Genomic DNA, 26,492 nt, shown 5'->3' on the forward strand with positions numbered 1-26,492 from the left:
AAAATATGTTTGCAATAATAAAGAAAGAAATTAATAGTTTTTTTGCCAGCCCGATCGGGTATTTGGTAATTGGAATCTTTCTAACAATTAACGGATTATTTCTGTGGGTTTTTAATGGCGATTTTAATATTCTCGATGCGGGATTTGCAGACCTTTCTGCATTCTTTCAGCTAGCTCCTTGGGTGTTGCTCTTTCTTATTCCTGCCGTAACCATGCGTGCCTTTAGTGACGAACTAAAAATGGGTACCTTAGAACTTTTACTCACCAAACCCATTGGGCTTCCAAACATCGTATTGGGTAAGTTTTTTGGAGCTTTTTTGTTAATTCTAATTGCTCTTACCCCAACATTATTATATGTGTTTACTATTTCTGAATTGGGAAACCCACCCGGAAACTGGGATGTAGGAAGCACGATTGGTTCGTATATCGGTTTATTATTTTTAATTATAAGTTACACCGCCATCGGCATCTTTACTTCTACGCTTTCTGAAAATCAGATTGTAGCATTTATTACTGCCGTTTTTATCTGTTTTGTATTGTATTACGGGTTTGAAGGAGTTGCAACTATGATTCCTTCATTGTCGTTAGAATATTTCGGAATGAAAGCACATTTTGATAGTGTAGCACGAGGGGTTTTAGATACTCGAGACCTTGTTTATTTTTTGAGTATTGCTGCCTTGTTCTACTTTTTTACCATGTTAAAATTAAAAAGAAAATGAAAAAAATTTTTGTAATTCTATTTCTATTTTCAGTTAGCCTAACGGTGTATGCAGAGAAAATTTTTCATCCGGCAACAATAACTTTACATGATGGTGATGAATTTTCAGGGCTAGCACGATTTAATGGGAAAGAACATGTTGAATTTAAAATTGATGAAGAGGCTACGATAGAAGAACTTGATGAATATTTACTGAAACTTATTACGTTTGATATTGAGCCGTATAATACTTTCGAGTATGTAGTACTCAACGACAAGTATAAGTTAGCTCAGAAAATTGTAGAGGGACCTATATCTTTATTTGTAAGATGGAAGTATGATTTTAATGATCAAATTACTTTAGATTCCTATGAAAGAGCCACACTTGACAAGTTAAAATCAACTGTTACAACTTATAATCATGGAACTGGTCAATTTGGTTCCGGCCCTGGAATTGATAGTCTATTTGAAAAGTTCGATCGGTTCTTTTTAGGTCGCAGGGATAAAGTACAAGTAGTAGAAGATATACAATTCAAGTTTCGGAAAGAAGCCAGAAAGTGGTTTGCAGATTGTCCTGAAATCATTGAGTACACCGATAGTCGGGAATGGAAATACAAAGATTTAAAAAATATCGTAGAATTCTATAATCAGTTCTGCGGAAGCTAATTATTTTGAATAAAAAAGCAACCTACATAGCGATTCTGTTAATTCTGTTTATAGGAATTAATTTTCTAGCCGGATTTGTATACCATCGCTTCGACCTCACCCAGGATAAGCGATATACGCTATCTGAAGCTGCAAAAGAAACCATTGCGACAGTAGATTCACCGCTTGTGATCGAAGTGTTTTTGGATGGAAATTTTCCTCCAGAATTCAAACGCCTTCAGACAGAAACAACACAACTTCTAGAGGAGTTTAGAGCCTACAATCCTAATATAATTTACAATTTTCTAAATCCGTTAGAAGGAGAAAACGATCCTGAAGCCATTCAGCAGCAATTATTCCAACTTGGCATTAAGCCTGCTCAGGTAGAAGTGCAGGAAAATGGAAAAGTTAGCACCGAACTGGTCTATCCGTGGGCACTGGTTTACTATAACGATAAAACGGTGGTCGTTCCATTACTAAAAAATCAATTAGGTGCCACTTCCGAAGAGCGGGTGTATAGTTCTGTTCAAAATCTGGAATACGCTTTTGCCGATGCATTTAGCCAGCTAACGCAACCGAAACGACGTAAAGTTGCCGTCTTAAAAGGAAATGGAGAACTAGAAGATAAATATGTAGCCGACTTTTTTAAAACTCTCAAAGACTATTATTATATCGCACCGTTTACGCTCGATTCTGCTGCTGTAGCTCCGCAACGAACTTACGAGCAACTTAGTGGTTTCGACCTCATCGTTATTGCCAAACCTACCGAAGCATTCAGCGATAGTGAGAAATACATTTTAGATCAATATACTATGCAGGGCGGTGCCTCGCTATGGCTTGTGGATGCTACGGAAAATGTAGTAGATACCAATAGTGGAAATACATTTGCCATTGGAAAAGAACTCAACATAAACGATTTCTTCTTTAAATATGGGATCCGTATTAATCCGAATTTGGTGAACGATGTTTACTCTGCTCCTATCGTGCTGGCTTCCGGAAGTGAAAATGATTCGCAATACAACAGATATCCTTGGTTTTATAATCCGTTGAGTGCAAGCAATAATACGCACCCTATCGTAACCAATATTGAAGCTGTAAAATTTGAGTACGCGAGTGCGATCGACACCTTACCGAATGCGCTTCAGAAGACCGTACTTCTTAGTACCTCGCCCATTACTAAAATTGTGGGACTCCCCGCTCCTATCGATCTTGATAAAGAAATTCCGAAGAATTTAAAAATTGTAAATGAAGGTCCAAATCCTTCAGAATTTAACGCTGGGGAAACACCGCTTGCAGTTTTATTGGAGGGCGAATTTACATCAGCATTTAAAAACAGAATAAAACCGTTTCAACTTTCCGAAGAAAAAGAGCTTTCCACCCCTACTAAAATGGTCGTAATTAGCGATGGTGATGTGATTAAAAATCAGATCGATCGCAACCGCCCGTTGGAATTAGGGTTCGATAAATACACACAAACGTTCTACGGAAACAAAGAATTTTTACTCAATACCGTGAATTATTTACTGGACGACAGCGGACTTATAAACATTCGTACCAAGGAAATCTCGGTTCCTTTTCTAGATCCGCAAAAAACCGCAGCAGAACGCTCCCAATGGCAATTGCTTAATCTATTGTTACCGTTAGGATTGCTGGCGATGTTCGGATTTATTTTCAGTTACCTTAGAAGGCGCAAATACCAACGCTAGTTGTTAATAAGTTAGTTTTTACAAACGTGCGAATTGGGATATATTTGTACTTGTACGCCTATCCTTTTATGGGCGTGAGACACGACAAACCAAATCGTTAAAAGCAACGAACGGCGGAAATTAATTTAGAAAATAACCTTACATGAAATTCATTGTATCGAGTTCATATTTATTGAAACAACTCCAGGTGCTTGGAGGTATTATTAACAGTAATAATACACTACCCATATTAGACAACTTTTTATTCGATCTGGATGGAAATTCACTTACCGTATCTGCTTCAGATTTAGAAACTACCATTTCCTCTAAATTAGATGTGGAGAGTAGTGAAAAAGGGAAGGTATGTATTCCTGCACGATTGCTTTTAGATACTTTAAAAACGTTTCCTGAGCAACCGCTAACTTTTACAATTGAAGACAATAACACTGTAGAGATTAGCTCGAATCACGGTAAATATGCATTAGCGTATGCCGATGGGGAGGAGTTTCCCACCCCTGTTGAATTAAACGATCCTTCGGCAACAATTATCCAAGGTGATATTCTTGCTACAGCAATTGCTAAAACAATCTTTGCAAGTGGAAATGATGACCTTCGTCCAGTAATGAGTGGTGTTTTCTTTCAGTTTTCTACGGAAAGTTTAACCTTCGTAGCAACCGATGCACATAAGTTGGTGAAATATACGCGCGCAGATGTACAAGCATCGCAAACGGCAGAATTCATTATGCCAAAGAAACCTCTAAATTTATTAAAGAGTATTCTTGCCGGAAGTGAAGAAGATGTAACTATCGAGTATAATGAGAGCAATGCAAAATTCATGTTCGAAAATACCGAAATGGTATGTCGCTTGATCGATGGGAAATATCCTAATTACGAAGCAGTGATCCCGAAGGAAAACCCGAATAAATTATCGATAGAACGCAATCAGTTTTTGAACAGTGTACGACGTGTTTCGATCTTCTCGAACAAAACGACACATCAAATTCGTTTAAAAATTGCGGGAGCTGAATTAAATATTTCTGCGGAAGATATCGATTACAGTAACAAAGCGGAAGAACGTCTTACCTGTGATTATCAAGGAGACGATATGCAGATTGGTTTCAATTCACGTTTCCTTACCGAAATGCTGAACAATCTTACTAGCGACGAAGTTTCGTTAGAAATGTCACTTCCTAATCGTGCTGGTATTTTAACTCCGGTAGATGGGCTTGATGAAGGTGAACAAGTAACCATGCTTGTAATGCCAGTGATGTTGAATAGTTAAACTTTATTTTTAAGACAATAAAAAAGCCCACTTTTTAAGTGGGCTTTTTTTATACATAAAAGTACTATTTTAAGAAATAAACCGAATCGTCATAAATTCATTGGGAGCTTCACTATTACTGGCTTTTACTGCATTTACAATCGGCATGATAAAAGAAACTATTCCTACAAGTATAAGAGTTAAAACACCTAAGCCAAAAGCAAAAATTAATGGGATGCTTATTAAAGCAAATAAGATCATGCTTAATTGAAAATTTACAATTTGCTTTCCATGAATATCCATACCTGAAACCTCATCTTTCTTAACAAGCCAAATAATTAATGGAACTACCAGACCTCCAAATCCAGTAATATAAGTAAGCAATTGTGAAAGCTGTGTAACGACAAGTAATTGTGTGTCTGTTCTTTTTCCTGTATGAGTGTGGTTGATTACTTCCATGTTAATTGATTTTAATTGGTTACATATAATAGGTGGTAAAAATTTGTTTTTTGTTACAGATTAATTTCTATAATTCATATAGCCACGAATAAAAAACCCTATATCTAACTAGGTCCCACAGGAATATATAAATGCTAATTAAAAGAGTACAACATATTTTTGTAGCTTTACGGAAGTACAAAAAAACTCATTCTCTTCATTTTTTTAATTAACTACTATTATGAAACACCTTTATTTTAAAAGTATCGTTTTTCTGTTTTTTCTTATTGTGGGAAACATATCTCTACATGCCCAATCTAATCAATATCTTCATTTTGATGGAGTTGATGACTATACAGAACTCGAAAACGGTGCACAATACGTTACCAACTCTAATACCATTAGTATGGCAGGTTGGTTTTATACAGACGCCCTTACATACGGACAAGGTATGATGAGCATTCGCGGAGGAGGAACTGGGTCTGGAGAAATGTATCTTATACAGTTGAATAACGGAACTGTAGAATGTCGTGTAATAACTACTACGGGGCTGCATCAGGTTGTCGCTCCTGAAGGAACAATACAGGCTGGTGTATGGCAACATATCACATGGATATTCGATCAAGATACGGTTGAATTATTTGTAGACGGTGTTTCTATAGGAAGTAGTCCCGCCTCAGGAATGTTTGAAGGTACTACTCGTCCCTTCTCTATTGGAAAATGTATTCAACCTGGATTCAACTTCGTTTTTAAAGGACGCGCAGACGAAGTATCGTTATGGAGTAAAGCACTTACCGTAAGTGAAATACAAGACATGATGGAAAACGAATTGGTAGGTGATGAAACAGACCTTCAAGTCTATTACAAATTTAACCAAGGAACACCTGGTGGTAATAATACAACAATCACACAATTACTAGATCAAAGTGGTGTTTCAGAAAAAAATTCAGAATTACGAAACTTCGCTTTAATTGGCGAAACTTCCAATTTTGGTGGTGACTTAGAAGACGGATTTCAAGCGATCGATTTTCTTCCTGTTCCGAACAAATTAATTAGTGATCCTTCTTTTGAATTAGAAGCATCTGTGAATTCTAATTTACCTATTACTTTTGAAATCGTTTCAGGTCCAGCTACTGTTAGCGGAAATATGGTTACGTTAACTGGAGAAGCAGGAGAAGTTACTGTTAAAGCAAGTCAGCCAGGAGACGATACTTGGGATCCTGCTGAAGATGTATTTGTTAGTTTTCAAGTCTTAGATCCTGCTGAAGTTCTTGTGGAAGCAGAAATACTACACCCATTATATGGAGATGTATTTGCTTCTTCACTTATTCCTTTACAAGTTGCTATACGTGCGGACATTGCGTATCCAGAACTTTTTTCAATAGATGAAATTACCGTGGAAATAGATGGAGGATTTGTGGAATTAACCGATCACGGAAATGGACATTACACCGGATGGTGGGCTCCAACTGGGTATCAAAGTTTTGATATTATTTTAGGCGCTACCAATAACTATGGCGAATTAAACGAACAGATTGAAACCATCACTATTGTAGAACAGGCCTCAAACACCACTACAATGGCAACCGATCATGTATGGGTCAATGGAAATGTGCCCACACTTACTGTTGAAGCAGAACTACCAAGTTCTATAGGTGCATTCGATCAAATTAGCGGAACACTTGTTATCGACTGCCCCGAGGGTGGTTGTGATCCATGGGATCGGGTTTCTTCTGTGGAAGCACAAGGTAAGAACGGAGAATGGTATGAGATTATTCGGTATTTAACGCCTTACGGTGTCGCTTGCCAAAGTGATATCGATCTAACTGACTTTGCATCTTTATTATTGGGGAAAACCAAGTTTCGGGTAAATCTTGGTACTCAGGGCAACGGATTTGAATACACACTGTTACTCACTTACACAGCTGGGGTTCCCGAATATGCCTACAGCAACGTAGAAAAATTATGGTACCAAACGTATCAATTTGGTGACATGGCTAATTTACAACCCACCGAACATCTTGGGGTTACTTTTTCGGAAAATACTGAAACTGCAAAAGTTAAACTAGTGTCATCAGGACATGGATGGGGAGACAATAATACTGGAAATGCTGCAGAGTTTCAAGCGAACACACATCAAATAACAGTCGATGGAAACCCCGCTTTCGAACAATACAACTGGGTAGATTGTAACCCTAATCCCGATGGATGTAGCCCCCAAAGCGGTACTTGGTATTTTGATCGAGCTGGTTGGTGTCCAGGATCGATCGCTCAATTTTTCGATTTTGATATGCAACCGTATGTACAAGGTGATCCGATTACCCTGCGGTATGTGTTCGATGAAAGTTACAGAGATCTTTGCCACCCAAACAACCCCGATTGTGAAAGCGGAACTACCTGCCCGAATTGCAATGACGGATTTAACCCCCACCTCATCGTATCATCGTATCTCATTTCTTATGGAAATTCTCCAACAGACGTAACCCTTGGACAGGATGATGTTATTGCTTCAAATTTTAGCATGTACCCCAATCCGTCGACGGGAATTTTCTTTGTGGATATAGATGAGAGAACTACAATTACTTCAGTACAAATTCACGATTATTTGGGTCGCATTATTAAAACAGTAGCTGTGGAATCGGGTGCTACTAATGTGAAGGTAAATTTACAAGGAAATGCTACGGGTGTTTATCTAGTGAGCCTTCAGAATAATTCTGAAACTGTTGGAACAAAAAAGATTATTATCGAATAATACATGTAAGTATGCATAATTTAAAAGAAGGAACCAATGTGTTCCTTCTTTTTTTATCCTTTAAAATACGAGATAAGTCCAGTAGTTATAAGGTATGCTACCAAGGCTACCCCTATAAAAATTAACAACGAAATAACTACATTTTTCATTCCATTGTTATCTGGCTTCTGTGTCATATTTTTAAATTTATAAGAAGGTTTCAAAGATACTGTATTCCTTCACAATTAAAGAAATGATATGCTTCCTATTTAATACCTTTGCACTTCATGGAACATCACGATACTATAGTAGCACTCGCTACACCTTCTGGCGCAGGAGCCATTGCTGTTATTCGACTTTCGGGAGCAGAGGCTATTACTATCGCCTCCTCTATTTTTATATCAATTTCTAAAAAGAAACTTTCCAAACAAAAAACGCATACAGTACACCTAGGGCACATTAAAGACGGGCATAAAATTATTGATGAAGTACTAGCCACGGTATTTAAAAACCCGAATAGCTATACGGGTGAAGATGTGGTTGAAATATCCTGTCATGGGAGTGCTTTTATACAACAGGAAATTATACAATTATGTCTTCGGAAGGGATGCAGAATGGCGACAGCTGGTGAGTTTACCTTGCGTGCTTTTTTAAATGGAAAAATGGATTTGAGTCAAGCGGAAGCTGTGGCAGACCTTATTTCTTCAGACAGTGCTGCGAGTCATCAGCTGGCGATACAACAAATGCGAGGTGGGTTTTCTTCTGAAATAAAAGTACTTCGGGAGGAACTATTAAATTTTGCTTCATTAATTGAATTGGAATTAGATTTTGCTGAAGAAGATGTAGAATTTGCCGATCGGGAAGCGTTTCAGAAATTAATTTCAAAAATTACATTGGTATTGAAGCGGCTTATCGATTCGTTCGCCACTGGAAACGTCTTGAAAAATGGAATTCCCGTTGCTATTGTAGGAGAACCTAATGTGGGGAAATCGACCTTACTTAATGCACTTTTAAATGAAGAACGCGCCATTGTAAGTGATATCGCAGGAACCACACGAGACACCATAGAAGATGAGATTACAATTGGTGGAATTGGTTTTCGGTTTATAGATACCGCTGGAATTAGAGAGACAGTCGATGTGGTGGAAGGAATGGGAATAAAACGAACGTTCGAAAAAATGGAAGCCGCTCAAGTAGTGATCTATTTATTTGATGCTTCTTTAATTGAAAATTCGGATGAAAAGCTTCAGAAATTAAAAAATGAAATAGAAAAAATTAGAAATCGGTTTCCGCAGAAGCAATTAGTGATTATTGCCAATAAAGCCGATCAACTTTCAGAAGAAACTATTTTAAATTATAAGAACAAAATTTCGGATCTTACTTTTCTTTCTGCTAAAACCGGACAAGGTGTTGAAGCATTACAGTCTGCACTATTAAATTTTGTAAATACAGGAGCACTTCGGAACAATGATACCATTGTAACAAATACCCGGCATTATGATTCGTTACTGAAGGCTTTAGAAGAAATTATTAAAGTTCAAGAAGGAATTGATGCAGGGTTATCGGGTGATCTTCTAGCCATCGACATTCGCCAAGCGTTGTATCATTTTGGGGAGATTACTGGAGAGATCTCGAACGATGAATTACTAGGAAATATTTTTGCTAACTTTTGTATTGGAAAGTGATATGTCGAAAAAAGGAAGTGCGAAAAACACCAAAAATAAGGCGAAGCATGCAAAATTAATGGCTCAAAAAAAGAACAAAGAAGCCAAAAAAAAAGCAGACAGAGAAGCGCGACTTAAAGAATTAAATAAAAAAATTAATGCTCAAAAAAAATAGTGCCCATCGCTATGCAATGGGCACTAAAAAACGCTATTTATGTCTTTTTAGTATTGATTTATCAAGGTGATGGTCATATCTCCATATTGAGCTTCTCCTACTCCATTACTCCCAATATGAGAGGCGGTATTCCATCCAAAAACACCCTCTGTTGTACTGTTAAACTTTGACCATTCTCTCCCCTGTACAGCAAATTGATAATTTTGTCCAGCGATTAAATCTATGTTTATAATCATAGTTACAGATTGCCCATGGGCATAGAATTTTTGTCCGTCGGGAAATGCCATACCATACGATGCTACATATTTTTCTTCTAAGGTTTTTGTGTTATTCATACGAAGACGAATAGATCCTTGGCCTGCAGAATTGTGATGCTGTACTGTTCCTCCAGTGTTTGTAGTCCCTGTTGGTTGTTCTATAGCATAATAGGCATTAACAAGAATTTGATAAGTTCCAGATACGGGCACTGTAATGGTTTTATCTAATCCCGTTAACGTTCTATAGGTTGAACTGTTAGCACTAGCTCTTACTGCTGCTGTTTGTTTATACTTCATACTATAACCTCGGTCACTTAACCTATTCCATATTGATCCAGTCCAATAATAATAACCTGGGCTTACATCATTAAAAGTTGACCCTGTATCTGCAATATTATAAACCATCATCCCTTCGGTGTTAGAAGGCTGAATGGTCGTGTTATCGGTAATCCCTGTTAAACTAACCTGTGGTGCTAAAAAGCCTTTATTGTTATTGCTAATATGCAAGGCTGCTCCTGGATGTGGTGCTCCAGTACCGATACCTACATTATCTTTGTCACCGTCTACAAAGATGGTATTTGCATTATTATGTGTTGCTACACGAAAATCTACATCAAGTTGTTGATCGTTAAAATAAGTTGTGTTATTTCCATGTATTTGATGGTTTGTTGCTCCGTTCTGGTTCACCGCTATAACTCCGTCGTCACCATTTGAATATACTCGAGTTGTTACATCCTCCCCGGGAGCGTTGGCAGTTCCTTCATAGATTCTAACTTCATTACTAAAAGACGACGAAGTGTCATCATTAAAGATAACAGTTGGCACTACATCATCAACTATCCCTTGATTTGTACCTGTTGCAATTACCAGACCTGAGCCAGGATTCGCTTCCATATAAATAGAAGCATCATAAAAATTACCTGAATTTCTAAAGGCCAGACCCGCTTCTGTAGTATTTGAGGTTCTTTTAATAGTCAATGCATTGCGACCAACATTACCCGTAAATTGTAGCGTGTTCGCATTTTGAGATACTTCTCTGTTTGAATTTAAACTTCCGTTATCGGTATAAATATTTTTTTCTGCTGTTCTCAATGATACCCATTGAGATCCACTCCAATAGTAAAAACCTTTTCCAGTTGTAGCGTTTGTGTTGTACACTAATAAACTTTCTGAACTTCCACCAGTAATTGGCGCAATTGAATTTAGATTAGGAATGGCTACACGAGGTACTAACATTCCTTTATCTGAACTTTCAATATCTAAAATAGCATCTGCAGATGGGGTAATGGTATTAATACCTACTTGAGAAAAACAAGAAAATGAAATAAGAAAAATAAGTAGAGTCAATCTAATCATAACATAAGGGGAAAATTTCTTTTCAGAATTAGGTTAAAATAATAGGGCGTAATTTTCGGCAAAAGTACTCTCTATAAGTGCTTTCCTACAAGTATAATTCACTATATTTTTAATCAACCTCCCCTTACTGTTTATTTTTTCGACAAAAAAACATATATCATCGATTAAATACGCTTTTTTGCTTTTTGCAAATGGTTTTTTTAACACTAATTTTATCAATTAAATGGTCAAAAAAGAGATAAATATTAATTTCGTTAAGAGTAACATATATCTTCAATGTCACATTGAGTCACAATAGTTGTTATAATATGGACAATATAATTTCTGAAAAAAATGCTTATTTTTCGATCCAAAATTTAAATTGAGTACCTATTCCAGGTTCACTTGAAACTTTGATATCTCCGCCAAGTTTTACGCATATTTTTTTAATCATGGATAAGCCTATTCCGTGTCCTTTGTTTCCCTTGTTATCTACATTGCCTAAATTTTCATAAAGGTCGAATATTAGTGCAATATTCTTTTTGTCGATGCCCATGCCATTATCGGTCACAGAAAAGTGGTAGTAGGTTTCATCCTCGTCACATTCAATTTCAATTTCAGAAACCTCTTTATCGTTATATTTAAGTGCATTGGTAATTAAGTTAAGAAAAACTTGTTCTAGCGCTGCTTTATTTGAATGTAGTATTAAGTTATCTTCTGGTAGTGCTATATTAGTTTTTTCGGTATGTTGCAGTAATTCGATAATTTCTTCTAATAATTCATACACATCGAAGGTTGTTTTTTCTTGTCCGGTGATCCCTTCTGTTTCATAATATTTTAAAATGTTCCCTATGTAATCACTTAAAGTAAGAGAACTACTTTTTAGATAGTCTAAATATTTAAAGCCCTCTTTATCTAATAAGTGTGCATACTTTTTCTTTAAAATATCACTTGTAATGATCAAATTAGCAAGTGGCATTTTCATATCATGAGAGATTACTCCCGCAAATTCTTGTAATCGGGAATGTTGTTTCAACAATTCGTCTTGTTGTTTTTCAACTTTTAAATTTGTAATTCTCAGTTCTATTAGTTTTTCAACCTGTTTGCCTAGACCTATTAAAATTTCTTTTTCTTCATTAGATAATACCCTTGGCTTGTGATCGATAATACATAAGGTTCCAATAGGGTATTTTCCATCGATAATTATTGGAACCCCAGAATAAAACTTTACTGGTTTTGTTTTAGCTGTCACTAATGGATTATTCGAAAAAAGCGGATCTGAGTCGGCATCTTCAACAATAAAAATTTCAGGTTGTGTAATGGCATGCGCACAAAATGAAACATCTCTCGGCGTTTCACACGCCTCAAAACCAACACGAGATTTAAACCACTGTCTGTTCTCATCCACAATACTAAAAAGGGACACAGGTGCTTTTAAAAATTTGGATGCCAACTTCGTAAGGGTATCGAACTCTCCTTCAGGAAGGGTATCTAGTAATTCTAATGAATTAATAAAATCCAATCTATCTTTTTCTAAAATTTCAATTTTATCATTCATTACATGTACTTCTGAAATTGTATTAATTTTTTAAGCTCGTAAAGATACTCTAACTTAAAGTACATTTTTTAATCTATATGCATTCATACAGAATAGAAATAATTTAAGAAAGTTTGGCGGCTATAGCATCTACACAATTTATACCATCTATTGCAGCAGAAATAATTCCGCCAGCATACCCTGCCCCTTCTCCACAGGGATACAATCCACTAACTTGAATATGCTCTAATGTTTCTGGATTACGAGGAATAGAGACTGGAGACGATGTTCTACTTTCAGGGGCATGTAAAACAGCCTGATTGGTGTAATAGCCTTTCATTTTTCTTCCGAAAGTTTTAAAAGCGATTCGTAATCTTCGGGTAAGTAAATCTGGTAGAATAGTATTAAGATCTACCGAAATAATACCTGGTTGGTAGGATGTCTTCGGAAAGTCTTCGGAAACTACACCTTCCACAAAATCGATCATCCGCTGCGCAGGGACTTTTTGAGTGCTACCTGCGGCCTTCCAGCAATCATGTTCTACCTTTTTCTGAAAGTTTAGGCAAACGAATGGATCTTCTGGAGTGTAATTTGGTAGATCTTCTGGGGATACACTTACTACAATTCCTGAATTTGCATACGGATTGTTTCGTTTACTCGGACTCCATCCATTGGTTACTACTTCGTCTTGAGCCGTAGCGCAAGGAGCAATGATTCCTCCAGGACACATACAAAAGCTATATACTCCCATTCCATCTACTTGTTCTACCAATGCATAAGAAGCAGGTGGTAAATACGGGTTCTCATCATCGCCATGATACTGGATTCTATCGATTAATTCTTGTTGGTGCTCTATGCGAACACCAATAGCGAAAGGCTTTGCTTCGATGGAAATATTTCTCTCATGTAATAAATAAAATATGTCGCGAGCCGAATGCCCTGTAGCCAAGATTACATGAGTAGCAGAAATCCAGTTGCCATCATTAATTTTAATACCGGTAATACGGTCTGCATCAACATTAATATCGGTTAACTTAGAATTGAAATGAACTTCTCCCCCAGCCTCGATAATTGTTTCCCTCATGCTCGTAATGATCTTTGGAAGCTTATTAGTACCTATATGTGGATGCGCATCCACTAAAATGGTTTCATCGGCACCGAAATGTACAAACCACTCTAATGATTTTAGCACATTACCTCTTTTTTTAGAACGCGTATATAATTTTCCGTCAGAATAAGTTCCTGCGCCTCCTTCTCCAAAGCAATAATTTGAATCGGGATCTACGATATGATCTTTATTAATGGCTGCCAAATCACGACGACGTTCACGAACATTTTTTCCTCGTTCGTATACGATTGGTTGTAATCCAGCTTCAATCGCGCGAAGTGCTGCAAATAAACCTGCTGGTCCTGCTCCGATAATATAAACTTTTTCTTGCTGTGATAATGATTCAGCAGATAGTAAGGGTTGAAAACTTTTTTGTGAAGATCGTTTCTCTTCTTTTCCCCAAAATTCTATTTGAAGGTTAATTTTAACCGGCTTTCTTCGAGCATCGATAGAACGTTTCCGAATACGCCAATCACTAATGTTTGCTTTCCGAAGTTTTGCCTTTTCTAATGCTGTTTCCAATACAAAATCGAGATCGTCTTGTTGTCGTGGAAATACTAAAATTTGTACCAATGTGCTCATCTGCTTCAAAGATACTTCAAAAGAAAATGCTTTTTAAAAGGAATTTTTAAACGTTGTAAGTAATCTTTAGTGCTTCCTTTAACATTTAAAACCTGTTAATCGTTAAGGTTTTCCTAAATAAGACGAATAAAGTAGAAAGAGCCATGTCTTCCATTGGCGACTATATAGATTTGCGCTTCAAAATTAATTGAATTTTAAGTCAGTAGATTATGAGTAAAGTAAAGAAGAACGATACCGTAAAAGTACATTACACTGGAAAACTAAGTAATGGCCAAGTTTTTGACAGTTCGCTAGAACGTGATCCATTAGAAATCACATTAGGTGAGGGCATGTTAATTCCTGGCTTCGAAAATGGTATTCTAGATATGGAAGTTAATGAAAAGAAAACGGTAAGTATTCCGAAAGAAGAGGCTTATGGTGAGGTGAAAAAAGAACTATTTCAACCTATCAGTAAAGAAGAATTGCCACAAGATATCAAACCCGAAGTAGGTATGGGGCTTATGGCTAAAAATCCTGATGGGTCTGAGCGCCAGTTACGCGTTGCCGAAGTTAATGAGGATCATATTGTTGTTGATGCTAATCATCCTCTCGCTGGGCAAGATCTAACTTTTGAATTAGAGTTGATGTCTATTCAATAAAACTCAGTATCATTTAACAATATTACAAAAAATACCAGATGAGAAATCTGGTGTTTTTTTTGTTTGTAACCCTACCGTTTCCCTATAAATGATATTATATTTACACTTCTAATTCATTAGATAGTTACAATTGTATATTTGCAACTGAAAACTGTAATTTCCACAATTTTGATATGTGGAGTAATTGTCGCATAAGGCCATAAAAATGAACGAAAAAAAAATACTTATTACTGGAGGAGCTGGCTTTATTGGCTCTAATTTATGTGAGTATTTTTTATCGAAAGATTATGAGGTAACATGTCTTGATAATTTCGCTACAGGGCATAAAAAAAATATTCAATCTTTTTTAGATCATACTAATTTTACCCTTATTGAAGGGGATATACGAGATCTAAAAACCTGTCAATCGGCATGTAAAAATGTTGCTTTTGTTCTTCACCAAGCAGCATTGGGGTCGGTACCTCGCTCTATTAATGATCCGATAACTAGTAATGATGTAAATGTTTCTGGTTTTTTAAACATGTTAGTTGCAGCACGGGATAATAATGTACAACGTTTTGTGTATGCTGCAAGTTCTTCAACATACGGAGATTCTGAAAGTCTTCCAAAAGTTGAAGCAAATATTGGCAAACCTCTTTCTCCCTATGCTATCACCAAATATGTGAACGAATTGTACGCTGCCAATTTTAAACAGACCTATGGTCTAGACACTATAGGGTTGCGTTATTTTAATGTCTTTGGAAGAAGACAGGATCCTAATGGGGCGTACGCAGCTGTAATTCCAAAATTTGTAAAACAATTTATCGACCACCAATCCCCTGTTATTAATGGTGATGGTAGCTATTCTCGAGACTTTACTTATATTGACAATGTGATACAAATGAACTATCTTGCGATCACAACGCAAAACATAGATGCATTGAATCAAGTCTATAACACTGCTGTTGGCGATAGGGTCACTATTAAAGAAATGGCAGAGGTTATACGTTCTACCCTTTCTCATTACGATACCTCTATAGCTGCGATTAAAATTAACTATGGTGAAGTTCGAAAAGGAGACGTTCCACATTCTTTGGCATCTATCGAAAAAGCGACCAAAAAACTAAATTATATCCCAAGCCATTCTTTCCAAAAAGGCATTGAAGAAGCCATAAAATGGTATTGGAAAAATCTTTAACTTTCATTAATAACACATGAATAAAATTGCAATAATTGGATTAGGGTATGTAGGGCTGCCACTTGCCAGACTTTTTGCAACTAAATATCGTGTGGTAGGGTTTGATATAAATCAAGAACGAATTAGTGAACTTATGAGAGGTCATGATAGTACATTAGAGGTTTCAGACCAGATTTTGCAAGACGTGCTTTCTAAAAAAAATACGACCCTAGGAGAGAATCAAATAAATGGATTATTTTGTTCTAGTAGTCTTTCAGATATTGAAACGTGTGATTACTATATTATAACAGTACCTACCCCCGTAGACAAAAACAACCGACCTGTATTAACACCACTAATAAAAGCGAGTGAAACAGTAGGAGCTGTCTTAAAAAAAGACAATATTGTAATTTACGAATCGACCGTCTACCCAGGGGCAACAGAGGAAGAATGTATTCCTATACTTGAAAAAATTTCTGGTCTAACTTACAATGCCGACTTTTATGCGGGTTACTCACCAGAACGAATTAACCCTGGAGATAAAGAACATACTATAGAAAAAATTCTTAAAGTTACCTCTGGATCTACTCCAGAAATTGGAAAGAAAATAGATGCTTTGTATGCTTCGGTTATTACTGCCGGAACGCATCTAGCACCCAGTATAAAAGTTGCAGAAGCTGCGAAGGTTATAGAAAACTCTCAACGAGACATTAACATAGCATTTGTTAATGAATTAGCCAAGATTTTTAATATGATGCATATCAATACGCATGACGTGTTAGCAGCAGCAGGTACAAAATGGAATTTTCTACCTTTTAAACCAGGCTTAGTTGGAGGTCATTGTATAGGAGTTGATCCTTATTACTTAGCTCAAAAAGCACAAGAAATAGGCTATCATCCAGAGATAATTCTTGCTGGACGCAGAATGAACGATAGCATGGGGCAGTATGTTACCAGTGAAGTTATTAAACTTATGGTAAAGAACGATCTTAAGATTAAAAATTCTAAAGTTTTAGTACTCGGAATAACTTTTAAAGAAAACTGTCCAGATGTAAGAAATACGAAAGTCGTTGAAGTGATTAAGCACCTTACCGATTTTGAAACGAATGTAACTATATACGATCCTTGGGCAAATCCAGCCGATGTATATCAAGAATACGGAATTACAACCCTTAAAGAATGTCCAAAAGAAAAATTTGATACGATTATTCTAGCAGTAGCTCACAACGAATTTTTAACCTTGAATTTAGAGCAATTTAAAACTAAGAATACAGTTGTTTATGATGTAAAAGGGATTTTTGGAGAGAAGGCCAACGCAAAATTATAACTAATTTATATTGTGTATTGAGCAATAGAACCTTTTAAAAATCCTCATGAAAAACATTATCATGAAAGAAAAGAAGAACATTTTAATCACTGGAGGAGCTGGATTTATAGGTTCTCATTTAGTTCGTTATTTTGTAACCAAATACCCCCAATATTCCATTTTTAATCTCGACGACCTAACGTATGCAGGTAATTTAGAGAATTTAAAAGATATTGAGAATGAAGCCAACTATACCTTTCTGAAAGGAAATATAAATGATTCGAAATTTATTCGGAAAGTGTTTATCGAACACGATATTGAGGCGGTAATTCATTTAGCGGCAGAGTCGCATGTAGATCGCTCTATTGCAGACCCTCTGGCTTTTGTAAAAACAAATGTAATAGGTACACTTACCCTTCTTGAAGCAGCAAAAGCGCATTGGAAAGAAACATTTTCAAATAAGCTTTTTTATCACGTTAGTACAGATGAGGTCTATGGAAGCTTAGGTTCTACGGGGCTTTTTACAGAAACAACTTCTTACGACCCTAACTCTCCTTATTCTGCTAGTAAAGCGAGCTCAGATCATTTTGTAAGAGCTTATGGAGAAACTTATAAATTGCCGTATGTTATTTCTAATTGTTCAAATAATTATGGTCCAAATCATTTTCCTGAAAAGTTAATTCCATTATTCATCAATAATATTATTCAAGAAAAAGAACTACCTGTTTATGGCGATGGGAATTACACGCGGGACTGGTTGTACGTTTTAGATCACGTTCACGCTATAGATCTTATTTTTCATGCTGGAAAGAAAAATGAAACATATAATATAGGTGGATTTAATGAATGGAAGAATATAGACCTTGTCAAATTATTATGTTCTATTATGGATGAAAAACTGGAACGAGAATCTGGAAGTAGTGAAAAACTAATCACCTTTGTTAAAGATCGCCCAGGCCACGATTTACGATATGCTATTGATGCTTCTAAGTTGAACACGCAATTAGGTTGGTCTCCTAGCGTTACTTTCGAAGAAGGGCTTAGAAAGACTATAGATTGGTATCTTGATAATACAGAGTGGTTAGAACATGTTACTTCTGGCGCATATCAAGAATATTATAAAAATCAATATCTTCAAGATTAAATAAAAGAACATCAAAGCTATGAAAGGAATTATTTTGGCAGGGGGGTCAGGAACAAGATTACACCCATTAACATTGGGAGTAAGTAAACAGTTACTTCCTATTTACGATAAGCCAATGATATATTATCCTTTGTCTGTACTTATGTTGGCAGGTATAAGAGAAGTACTTATTATCTCAACGCCAAATGATATTTCTGGATTTGAACGTTTGTTAGGAAACGGGCACGATCTTGGTATGGAATTTAGTTATAAAGTTCAACCCTCTCCCGACGGATTAGCGCAGGCATTTATTTTAGGAGAAGAATTTATTGGTGGTGATTCTGTATGTCTTGTATTAGGAGATAATATTTTTTATGGAGCAGGTTTAAAGCAACTATTAATGAATGCGGTAGAAACGGTTGATACTGAGAATAAAGCTGTGATCTTCGGAAACTATGTGCATAATGCAAAGCGATATGGCGTTGTTGAGTTTGATGAAAATAACAACGTAAAAAGTATAGAGGAAAAACCTGAAGAACCAAAATCTAATTTTGCGGTAGTTGGCTTGTATTTTTATCCAAATTCTGTTATTAATATTGCAAAACAAGTAAAGCCTTCTAATCGTGGAGAGCTTGAAATCACTACTGTAAATCAACAGTATATGCAAAAGGATCATTTAAAACTTCAAATTATGAGTCGTGGTTTTGCCTGGTTAGATACCGGAACTCACGAATCGTTAACAGAAGCTACCGAATTCGTAAAAGCTGTAGAACACCGTACTGGTTTGAAGATTGCTTGTTTAGAAGAAATAGCCTATGCGATGAAATTTATTTCGAAAGAACAACTTCAAAAACTTGCTAGTGGCACTTCTAAAAGTAGTTATCAAAAATACCTTCAGAAAATTGCTGAATGATTTTTGCTTCAGAAAGAATAACTGTATTGCATTTGCCCCCCATAGACATCCTCACGTCTATCACTATAATCATATCCAAGATTCATAGAAAACGTTCCGTAGGTTTCCATCGTATATGAAATTTTAAAACTGTTGTAAATTGTATGTTCCTTTGGAAGAATAGGAGCTCCATAAGTTCCCAAATTATTTATCAAACTGGTTTTTAAAAAGTACGCCCATTTTTTTCGACTTGCCGAAATACCGAAATGAATTCCTCTAACCCTACTGTTAGCGGTTCTGGTTAGGTCTTGATTAAAATAAATAAATGGCAAACCAATACTTCTTCCTTCATACGAAAAACCGGAACGATAAAAACCACTATTAAAATAATTATCACTACCACTTACGCCTCCAGAACCACTTTGATCTGTAGTTTGTATGTATTCTATAATAAGTGCTTTCACAAAAGGTGTATAATCTTTAGCGTTTGGCATAAAACTAAATCCCCAAATTCCATCAGGAAAGTTTTTTAAACGTGTTCCAGATCCATCTTCAAAAGGGTGTTGATGGTATAGAGAATAACTTCCCGTTGAAGGAGTATATGTATATTCTAGATCGTAACTTCCTAAGTGATTTCCCAAAACATTATCTTGATCTGTTTGTGCCGCTTCACCACCTCCTTTTTTGGCAAGAAAAATATCAATGAAAGCACTGAAATCGTCTGGTTGTTGACCATCTTCTGGCGAAAATCCACCCCATTGTGCATAATGGGTGATTCCTCCTTTTAGAAAGCTTTTATTGTTTAAATTCCAAATTAAATGAAATTTCTTGTAGTGAAGTCGGGTGTCATCTACATACCGATCATCATTTAAACTGTAATGCGCTATAGCCCAATCTATCTCAAATTTATCGGACAATTTTAAAGGTTCTGAAGCTTCTAAAATAAGTCCCGGTAATGCTCGTGTATTTCCAGATCGAAAAAAATTATTTGCAACGACAGACAGTCCTCCAAATTTATCTACGACCCGTTTGCTTCCCAGTGTAGCTTTTAGCCAGCTATTACGAAATTCCAGATACAGTTCATCTCGTTGTACTTCATCGCTTGTACCGTTCCGAAGAAATGCTCCTGCACCTACTTCAATACTTGAGCTTTTAGAGAGTTTGTACGTCGCTTTCGATTGGACTGTACCAAGGTAATCTGTTTCAGAAAATATAGCGCCATAAGAATTTGCTACAATCCAGAAAGGTAATTCGTTATCGTTACTAACAAAACCACCTCCAGAAACTGTAGTTTCAATATCGAAATTTTGCGCATTTACAATATGAGATGTTAGTCCCATTAAAATTGCTATTGCAACGCTACAAAAAACCTTGAAATGTATTGAAGGGGAATTACTTACTATGGTGTTCAACGGCTTTATTTTTAACGGGTACTGTTAAATCTTTTTCGGGCGCTTCAATAATTTCCTCGTCAGTATCTAAAGATTCAAACTCTGAGTTCTTACTAATAAATTCGGGAACAAGATTTTTTAAACGGGTAACAACTTTATTTTCATCAAATTTTAAGGCTGCTTCAATGAGTTTGTTAATGCCTTTACTTACTAGATCAAAGTCTTCGATATAATCTTTACTAATCATGATCTTTTCATGATGCGTGGGAAGTGCACGGCTACTGTCACTAATAAGTTCTTCGTATAATTTCTCTCCAGGACGTAATCCTGTAATTTTAATGTCAATCTCTTCGTTGGGAATATACCCTGCCAATTTAATCATTTTTACCGCTAAGTCCATAATACGAACAGGCTCACCCATGTCGAAAATATAAATCTCACCACCTTTCCCCATGGCGCCAGCCTCTAACACCAATTGACAAGCTTCGGGTATCGTCATAAAATAACGAATAATATCTGGGTGTGTAATGGTTATAGGACCTCCTTTTTCTATTTGTTTTTTAAACAATGGGACAACACTTCCATTGGATCCTAAAACATTTCCAAACCGTGTAGTTATAAATTTTGTTTTAGAAAGTACTCCTACACTATTTTTATGAAAACTACGGGATTGCACATACATTTCTGCAGCTCTTTTCGAAGCTCCCATCACATTACTTGGATTTACGGCTTTGTCTGTAGAAACCATCACAAATCTGGATACTTTATTTAGTACTGCGAGATCAGCAAGATTTTTTGTTCCATAAATATTTGTGATGACTGCTTCAGCACAGTTATCTTCCATTAACGGTACATGTTTATATGCTGCAGCATGATACACTACCTCGATTGGGTATTTCTGAAAAAAGGTTCCTAATCGATTTCTATTAGCGACATCACAAATAATACATTTAAAGTTCAGGTCAGGAAAATTCGCTCTTAACTCTAACTGAAGATTATGCAACGGAGTTTCAGCTTGATCTAAAATAAGCAATAATTCAGGATTATAATTAGCGAGTTGTCTTACAATTTCACTACCTATTGATCCTGCAGCACCCGTAACTAAAATTACTTTTCCATTTAATTGTTTCGACTTTTCTTTATTGTGTAATACAATAGGCTCTCGTTCTAATAAATCTTCAATTTGAAGATTCTTCACCTGTTTTGCCACCGAAACATTTTCACTCCAATCTAGCACTAAAGGTGAATTATATACTTTAATATTATTTTCTAAGCAATCCTCAACAATGTTGAATTTTACTTTTGCAGAAAGACTGTTCCCAGAAAGTATAACAGCATTTGCATTAAGTCTTTTAAGCTCATCTGAGATTTTATCTCCTACTTTTATAATAGGCTTCCCTAAAATTTGCAATCGCTTTGCAGAAGAATTTCTTGAAGCAAACCCTTTAATTTTAAATCGCTGGGGGTGCTCCATATCCAAGGCAGCAGCAATTGATATAGCTGCATCGTCAACGCCAATTATCACTGCATTTTCATAAGTTTCCGTACGTTGAGAAACTTTAAAATATTCGTATAATTGTTTTACTGCAAGACGAAACAGAAATAAGAACGTAAACGAAATAAAAAGATAAAGGATAAGAGAAGAATTAAGATATATTTTTTCCCCTTTTACATAAAGCATACTGTAATTAATTACGAAAAGAACCGTAACAGTGCTTACAGATGCTAGCAAAAGCTTGAAGGCATCCATGAATGAAGAATGTCGAATTAACCCTGCATACGTCTTATACAGAATCATAAAAGTAAAATTAACACCAATAACTAATAATACTTGCTGTGTTATATTTAACAGCTTTAAATACTTTATATTAAGATCATTTAAAATTAATACGGTGAGCACAATAGAGCAGATCAATAAGAATGTATCTATTAAAAGCACACTCCATCTAGGAAGATACTTTACATTTCTTATGTCTAATTCATTATCGTTCGACGATAAGATAATTTTCAAAGCTTGTTTAATTTTTTCTTTCATACTTCAAATAGTTAACAAGAGGGGATCTTAACTAAAATAGTTCTTAATGGCTTTTTCGATACTACTTTTTTGTGAAGTTGTTAAATTAGAACCTGAAGGCAGACAAAGACCTCTTTCAAAAAGAGATTCAGAAACCGTGCCACCAAAGGTTTTTGCACCAGAAAAAACCGGCTGCATATGCATCGGTTTCCACAAGGGCCTACTTTCAATGTTCAAATTTAGTAGGAATATACGTAATTTTTCTCTGTTTCGGTTCATATTTTCAGAATTAAATGTGATTGCCGATAACCAATGATTGCTAATAAAGTCTGAATTAGGTTCTTCAAAAATAGAAACTTCTTCGATTGTTGAGAAAACTTCTTTGTAAAAATCATTATTTTTTTGACGAAGTGCGACATGCGCATCCAACACTTCCATTTGTCCTCTACCAATACCCGCAACAATATTGCTCATCCTGTAATTATGTCCAATTTCTGAATGCTGATAGTGTGGTGCTTCGTCCCTTGCTTGAGTAGCTAGAAAAATAGCCCTCGATTTTGTTTCCGCATCACGACACACTAAAGCACCTCCGCCAGAAGTGGTAATGATCTTATTTCCGTTAAATGAAAGTATTGAAAGATCTCCAAAAGTACCGCATTTCTTTCCTTTGTAAGTAGAGCCAAGTGCTTCAGCTGCATCTTCAATTAAAAAAACACCATGTTTTTTACAAATTGCTTCAATTTCAGCTATTCGAGCGGGCATCCCATATAAATGAACTGCTAATACCGCTTTTGGCTTTTTACCATTAGCAATACCACTTAAAATGGCCTCTTCTAATAATTCCGGTGACATATTCCAAGTGTCTTCTTCACTATCAATAAAAACAGGAGTAGCGCCTACATATGCTATGGGATTGGCCGACCCACAAAAAGTAAAGGTTTGGCAAAGTACATCATCTCCTCTTTCAACACCAGCAATTATGAGTGCCAAATGTATCGCAGCGGTACCGGTTGTAACACAGGCAACATGAGAATCATGACCAAGATAGGTTTCTAAGTCTTTTTCAAAACCATTTACATTGGGCCCTAAAGGAGCAACCCAATTCGTATCAAAAGCTTCGTTAACATATTTTTGTTCTGTACCTCCCATATGGGGTGATGACAACCAGATTTTTTCGTTCATGTCTAAAAAATTGTTTTAAAAATATATTCTATATCCTTAAAAATGCTGTAATTGTTAATATATGCTTTGTTCAACTCAACCTTTTTAGGCCAAATTACTTCTCTGTTATAACGTTCCGGATTATTCTGTGCAGCTAATAATGCTTCTTCATCTTTAAAATATATAGAAGCAGGTCCAGTAATTCCCGGTTTAATAGTTAATAAAATTCTATCCTCCCCTTCTAACCTATCTGCAAACCCAGGTACGTCGGGTCTAGGTCCAACAAAACTCATGTCCCCCATAAATACATTAATTAATTGTGGCAATTCATCTAATTTAGATTTTCGCCAAAATCTACCTAACCGTGTTATTCTTGGATCATTATCTGTTGAGACTGTAGTAGTTACTCCTTCAACATGTTTCATACTTCGTAGTTTATAAACTTCAAAAATGGCACCATGTTGTCCCACTCTTTTCTGTTTAAAAAATCCGCTAAGTTTTGTATCCATCCTCGCAAGTATGGCTGTTATAATAATAATCCAGCCTGTACAAAGCAATCCGATAAAAGATACTACAACGTCAAACGCACGTTTCAATATTTTATTAGAACTACTCACCTTGGTATCCAAGTTTTTTAAGGGTTGGTAACGTAATTTGCTCTAAGGTTGCTAATTCTTCTTCTGAAAATTTCTTTTTATGAGACCCCACACTTTTAGTGGAAACATTAGTCACCAATTCTTTAATTTTATCTTCTGAAAGTGACGTACCAAAAAAGCCTAATAAACGTTTCATTTCTTCTTCAGGACGCGCCACAAAAGATTCATAAGTAATGTCAAAGATCTGATCTTTCGAAATCATTTTCCGATGTTGTAACGTATTTTCAGCACAATGTTTCCACTGGTTTGCACACACTTCCATCAAAGTCAGGGATGCAACATCCTTATCTATACCTTGATATAAAGGTCCCCAAAAAGAAAGACTCGCTTCTTTCGAAAAAATCTTTTTTACACGATTCATTCCAAAGCGGCTCACGTAATAGAATAGGTCTTTTAGTGGAACATATCGTAACTTCTTCAATGTATAAGACAACTCGAAACTAGACACCCAACGTTTCATAGCACTAGGAACCACATCGCGACCATCTCTATTTATAATCACGTATTTAGCATCTGGAAAAATCTCATATACATAATTTAATCTTAGTGAATTAGCGCAGGTCTTTTCAACAACATATTCAGCTTTAGTGTTTTTTTGTAATTGCTCAAATTTACTTCTTATAAATTTTTTGACTCGTGGAGTTGCATTTTCAACAGGCAGTTCATCGGTAGGATATTCACGATTTCCATAACGCCAAATAGGATTGATCTCATCGCAATCCCAAGTCTCAAATCCATCGATAGAAGTAATAATATCTCGAAGCATATTTGTACCAGAACGTCCCGATCCAATTATAATAATTGGTGTGTTTTTCATCATTTCTTCTTAATCTTTATAAAATTCTTTTCGAGCTTATCTACGCTAGAAATTAACGAAAGGTTATCTGTATAATATCTTTTACCATTTATACCCATATTTGCAATTTCTTCTTTCGATAAAGCACTCATTTCTTGTACTACTCTTTTAAGAGCTTCAGGATTATCTGGTTCGAACGTATATCCAGCTCTGGCTTCATCGAGAATTGCCTTCGAGTCTCCTTCTAGTCCCATTAATATGGGTTTTCCAGATTTTAGATAAGCAAGGATCTTTGAGGGAATGGTAATTTTAAAAAGGTCATCCTTTTTTAGATGCACCAATAGAAAATCGGCTGCATTTAAGTACTTAGTAACCTCACTCGATACTACTCTTGGAATAAACGATACATTATGTAAGTTCCAATCTATCGCAGCTTGTTTTAGTCTCTCTTCATCGGCCCCACCACCTAAAAATATAAATTGAATTCTTGTATTTCCTTCTTCTTGAAGAATTTTCGCAGTCGTTAAAATCGTGGTTAGTGACTGTACAATTCCCAAATTTCCGGCGTACAAAATATTAATCTTATTTTCTTTGAAATAGCTGTCGCTACTAGTTTTGTCTAGAACAGCTTCAGAAATTACATCACGGCTCCAGTTAGAAACAATTTCCATTTTTTCTGAAGGTACTCCTTTTGCTAAAAGATTCTTCTTAAAGCCAGGGGTTGCTACGGTAATAAAAGCCGCATTTCGATAGTTAAAATGACACCAAGCATTGATTAATTTTAGTGCCCATTTATTCTTCAACATTCCAGAAGTGGCAACAGTTTCTGGCCAAAGATCATTTATATCGTATAAGAAAGGAATTCCTCTCAGCTTTTTAAGAATAATGGCAGGGATAGCTGCCGGAATTGCTCCTTGGTAAACAAAACATACATCGGGTTTCTTAACTAACCACAGTCCAATGAATGAAGCAGATATACCATATGAAAAATAATGCAAAAACCGTTTAAAACCCGAGGCACTATGGTCTGGATAAATAGGAACACGAATTAATGAAACCCCATCCATGACCTCTCTTTTATAAAGCTGTTGTTTATAACCATCGTAAATGCGTCCTAATGGATACGACGGAAACCCTGTGAGCACCTCTACTTCATGCCCTCTTCTTTGCAATTCTTTAGCAAAATCAAGGCTTTTCGCCGTTGGTTCGGGATTAAATAGTTGTTTTACAAGTAGTATCTTCAT

At 36.0% G+C, this 26,492-nt stretch carries 23 protein-coding genes; 12 read left to right on the forward strand and 11 right to left on the reverse strand.

Annotated elements, in window-relative coordinates; genetic code table 11:
* The first annotated feature begins 5 nt into the window (after positions 1 to 5).
* The 4 genes from gldF to dnaN all read left to right on the forward strand — a co-directional run bounded on the left by gldF (position 6) and on the right by dnaN (position 4,309).
* Positions 6 to 719 carry a gliding motility-associated ABC transporter permease subunit GldF gene (gene gldF, locus ULVI_RS12450; protein ID WP_068593126.1) on the forward strand — a complete coding sequence of 238 codons (714 nt, stop codon included), beginning with the start codon at positions 6 to 8 and terminating at the stop codon, positions 717 to 719.
* Positions 716 to 1,363 carry a hypothetical protein gene (locus ULVI_RS12455; RefSeq protein WP_068593127.1) on the forward strand — a complete coding sequence of 216 codons (648 nt, stop codon included), beginning with the start codon at positions 716 to 718 and terminating at the stop codon, positions 1,361 to 1,363. Before gldF ends, ULVI_RS12455 begins: the two co-directional genes overlap by 4 nt.
* Before the next feature lie 5 nt (positions 1,364 to 1,368).
* Positions 1,369 to 3,048 (forward strand): gliding motility-associated ABC transporter substrate-binding protein GldG, encoded by a 1,680-nt coding sequence (gldG, locus tag ULVI_RS12460; RefSeq protein ID WP_068593128.1) that lies wholly within the window; start codon positions 1,369 to 1,371, stop codon positions 3,046 to 3,048.
* Positions 3,049 to 3,190: 142 nt separating this feature from the next.
* The gene (gene dnaN, locus ULVI_RS12465; RefSeq protein WP_068593129.1) at positions 3,191 to 4,309 is read left to right on the forward strand and encodes a DNA polymerase III subunit beta; all 1,119 of its coding nucleotides are present in this window, start codon (positions 3,191 to 3,193) and stop codon (positions 4,307 to 4,309) included.
* Between the two features lie 69 nt (positions 4,310 to 4,378).
* Here the strand turns inward: dnaN and ULVI_RS12470 are convergent, their stop codons facing one another.
* Positions 4,379 to 4,747, reverse strand: coding sequence for a DUF4870 domain-containing protein (locus ULVI_RS12470; protein ID WP_068593130.1), 369 nt, complete (start codon positions 4,745 to 4,747; stop codon positions 4,379 to 4,381).
* A gap of 220 nt (positions 4,748 to 4,967) precedes the next feature.
* Here ULVI_RS12470 and ULVI_RS12475 point away from each other — a divergent pair, with 220 nt between their 5' ends.
* On the forward strand, positions 4,968 to 7,478 hold the full coding sequence (locus ULVI_RS12475) for a LamG-like jellyroll fold domain-containing protein (protein WP_068593131.1): 2,511 nt from the start codon (positions 4,968 to 4,970) through the stop codon (positions 7,476 to 7,478).
* Between the two features lie 53 nt (positions 7,479 to 7,531).
* Here the strand turns inward: ULVI_RS12475 and ULVI_RS15745 are convergent, their stop codons facing one another.
* Positions 7,532 to 7,654: a hypothetical protein gene (locus ULVI_RS15745; protein ID WP_262485583.1), complete on the reverse strand. Its 123-nt coding sequence runs from the start codon at positions 7,652 to 7,654 to the stop codon at positions 7,532 to 7,534.
* A gap of 90 nt (positions 7,655 to 7,744) precedes the next feature.
* On the opposite strand from ULVI_RS15745, the gene mnmE reads away from it, so the two are divergent.
* Both mnmE and ULVI_RS15595 read left to right on the forward strand, forming a co-directional pair.
* Entirely contained in the window at positions 7,745 to 9,142 is a 1,398-nt protein-coding gene (gene mnmE / locus ULVI_RS12480; RefSeq protein ID WP_068593132.1) for a tRNA uridine-5-carboxymethylaminomethyl(34) synthesis GTPase MnmE, read from the forward strand.
* A 1-nt stretch (position 9,143) separates the two neighbouring features.
* Positions 9,144 to 9,296 (forward strand): hypothetical protein, encoded by a 153-nt coding sequence (locus ULVI_RS15595; RefSeq protein ID WP_197463513.1) that lies wholly within the window; start codon positions 9,144 to 9,146, stop codon positions 9,294 to 9,296.
* A 47-nt stretch (positions 9,297 to 9,343) separates the two neighbouring features.
* Here ULVI_RS15595 and ULVI_RS12485 read toward each other — a convergent pair whose 3' ends face one another.
* From ULVI_RS12485 to ULVI_RS12495, 3 genes are all read right to left on the reverse strand, one after another.
* Complete coding sequence (locus ULVI_RS12485; RefSeq protein WP_068593133.1) at positions 9,344 to 10,909, reverse strand: hypothetical protein; 1,566 nt, start codon at positions 10,907 to 10,909, stop codon at positions 9,344 to 9,346.
* Between the two features lie 337 nt (positions 10,910 to 11,246).
* On the reverse strand, positions 11,247 to 12,446 hold the full coding sequence (locus ULVI_RS12490) for a sensor histidine kinase (protein ID WP_068593134.1): 1,200 nt from the start codon (positions 12,444 to 12,446) through the stop codon (positions 11,247 to 11,249).
* Positions 12,447 to 12,549: 103 nt separating this feature from the next.
* Entirely contained in the window at positions 12,550 to 14,115 is a 1,566-nt protein-coding gene (locus ULVI_RS12495; protein WP_068593135.1) for an NAD(P)/FAD-dependent oxidoreductase, read from the reverse strand.
* 209 nt (positions 14,116 to 14,324) lie between these two features.
* On the opposite strand from ULVI_RS12495, the gene ULVI_RS12500 reads away from it, so the two are divergent.
* From ULVI_RS12500 to rfbA, 5 genes are all read left to right on the forward strand, one after another.
* Positions 14,325 to 14,753 carry an FKBP-type peptidyl-prolyl cis-trans isomerase gene (locus ULVI_RS12500; RefSeq protein ID WP_068593136.1) on the forward strand — a complete coding sequence of 143 codons (429 nt, stop codon included), beginning with the start codon at positions 14,325 to 14,327 and terminating at the stop codon, positions 14,751 to 14,753.
* A 205-nt stretch (positions 14,754 to 14,958) separates the two neighbouring features.
* Positions 14,959 to 15,930 (forward strand): SDR family oxidoreductase, encoded by a 972-nt coding sequence (locus ULVI_RS12505; protein WP_068593137.1) that lies wholly within the window; start codon positions 14,959 to 14,961, stop codon positions 15,928 to 15,930.
* Between the two features lie 16 nt (positions 15,931 to 15,946).
* Positions 15,947 to 17,236 carry a nucleotide sugar dehydrogenase gene (locus tag ULVI_RS12510; RefSeq protein WP_068593138.1) on the forward strand — a complete coding sequence of 430 codons (1,290 nt, stop codon included), beginning with the start codon at positions 15,947 to 15,949 and terminating at the stop codon, positions 17,234 to 17,236.
* 46 nt (positions 17,237 to 17,282) lie between these two features.
* Positions 17,283 to 18,359 carry a dTDP-glucose 4,6-dehydratase gene (gene rfbB, locus ULVI_RS12515; RefSeq protein WP_241780991.1) on the forward strand — a complete coding sequence of 359 codons (1,077 nt, stop codon included), beginning with the start codon at positions 17,283 to 17,285 and terminating at the stop codon, positions 18,357 to 18,359.
* A 19-nt stretch (positions 18,360 to 18,378) separates the two neighbouring features.
* The gene (gene rfbA / locus ULVI_RS12520) at positions 18,379 to 19,251 is read left to right on the forward strand and encodes a glucose-1-phosphate thymidylyltransferase RfbA (RefSeq protein ID WP_068593140.1); all 873 of its coding nucleotides are present in this window, start codon (positions 18,379 to 18,381) and stop codon (positions 19,249 to 19,251) included.
* A gap of 8 nt (positions 19,252 to 19,259) precedes the next feature.
* On the opposite strand, the gene ULVI_RS12525 is transcribed toward rfbA, so the two are convergent.
* Genes ULVI_RS12525 through ULVI_RS12550 form a run of 6 tightly spaced genes read right to left on the reverse strand, consistent with a single transcriptional unit; the run spans position 19,260 to position 26,492 of the window.
* Positions 19,260 to 20,570: a capsule assembly Wzi family protein gene (locus ULVI_RS12525; protein ID WP_157632622.1), complete on the reverse strand. Its 1,311-nt coding sequence runs from the start codon at positions 20,568 to 20,570 to the stop codon at positions 19,260 to 19,262.
* A gap of 52 nt (positions 20,571 to 20,622) precedes the next feature.
* A complete protein-coding gene (locus ULVI_RS12530) occupies positions 20,623 to 22,656 on the reverse strand; it encodes a polysaccharide biosynthesis protein (RefSeq protein WP_068593142.1) in 2,034 nt (677 codons plus the stop codon).
* A gap of 27 nt (positions 22,657 to 22,683) precedes the next feature.
* A complete protein-coding gene (locus tag ULVI_RS12535) occupies positions 22,684 to 23,817 on the reverse strand; it encodes a DegT/DnrJ/EryC1/StrS family aminotransferase (protein WP_068593143.1) in 1,134 nt (377 codons plus the stop codon).
* 2 nt (positions 23,818 to 23,819) lie between these two features.
* On the reverse strand, positions 23,820 to 24,392 hold the full coding sequence (locus tag ULVI_RS12540; protein ID WP_317039843.1) for a sugar transferase: 573 nt from the start codon (positions 24,390 to 24,392) through the stop codon (positions 23,820 to 23,822).
* Between the two features lie 13 nt (positions 24,393 to 24,405).
* Positions 24,406 to 25,272, reverse strand: coding sequence for a sulfotransferase family protein (locus ULVI_RS12545; RefSeq protein ID WP_068593144.1), 867 nt, complete (start codon positions 25,270 to 25,272; stop codon positions 24,406 to 24,408).
* Positions 25,269 to 26,492 (reverse strand): glycosyltransferase family 4 protein, encoded by a 1,224-nt coding sequence (locus tag ULVI_RS12550; RefSeq protein WP_068593145.1) that lies wholly within the window; start codon positions 26,490 to 26,492, stop codon positions 25,269 to 25,271. The genes ULVI_RS12545 and ULVI_RS12550 overlap by 4 nt, the downstream gene beginning before the upstream one ends.

It is taken from the genome of Cochleicola gelatinilyticus, assembly GCF_001637325.1.
GTDB lineage: Bacteria > Bacteroidota > Bacteroidia > Flavobacteriales > Flavobacteriaceae > Cochleicola > Cochleicola gelatinilyticus.